Origin of the sequence: Pseudoblastomonas marina (assembly GCF_014641655.1) — a bacterium.
GTDB lineage: Bacteria > Pseudomonadota > Alphaproteobacteria > Sphingomonadales > Sphingomonadaceae > Alteriqipengyuania_A > Alteriqipengyuania_A marina.
Map to the genome: position 1 here is coordinate 1 of NZ_BMID01000034.1, position 741 is coordinate 741.

Genomic DNA, 741 nt, shown 5'->3' on the forward strand with positions numbered 1-741 from the left:
AGTACTGCAGGGGGGGCAGGTTTGCGGGGGGGAGGGGTGGAATCAACATAATTTTGCCTACTCCTGTTTCTGCATTAATACACGCTGCCACGATGGTAACTGCAGGTGTATATTTATTAATGCGTAGTTCACCATTAATTGAATATAGTAGTACTGTCTTACTATTATGTTTATGATTAGGTGCAATAACTACTGTATTTAGTTCTCTTATTGGTTTATTCCAACAAGATATTAAAAAAGTTATAGCTTATTCCACAATGAGTCAATTGGGGATGATGGTTATAGCTATAGGTTTATCTTCTTACAATGTAGCTTTATTTCATTTAATCAATCATGCATTTTACAAAGCACTCTTATTTTTAGGAGCTGGTAGCGTTATACACGCTGTAGCTGATAACCAAGACTTTAGAAAGTTTGGGGGGTTAAAAAATTATTTACCTTTAACATACTCTGTTATGTTAATAGCAAGCCTAAGTTTAGTGGCTTTCCCATACATGACTGGTTTTTATAGTAAAGATTTTATTTTAGAGTCTGCTTATGGACAATTTAGTTTTTCAGGGGTAGCTGTATATATCATAGCTACTATTGGTGCAATATTTACAACTTTATACTCTGTTAAAGTATTGTATTTAACTTTTTTAGCCAACCCTAATGGTTATATCCATTTTTATAGACATTTCATATTGTATGAAAGACTATATGTATATGTAAGTTATACGGGAAAAGAAGAATTCTATTTGC

General features: G+C 32.9%; 1 pseudogene. It reads left to right on the forward strand.

The annotated features are described in order from the left end of the window. Positions 1 to 92 precede the first annotated feature (92 nt). Positions 93 to 741 (forward strand): annotated as a pseudogene (locus tag IEW49_RS13445) (proton-conducting transporter transmembrane domain-containing protein); the annotation flags it as partial.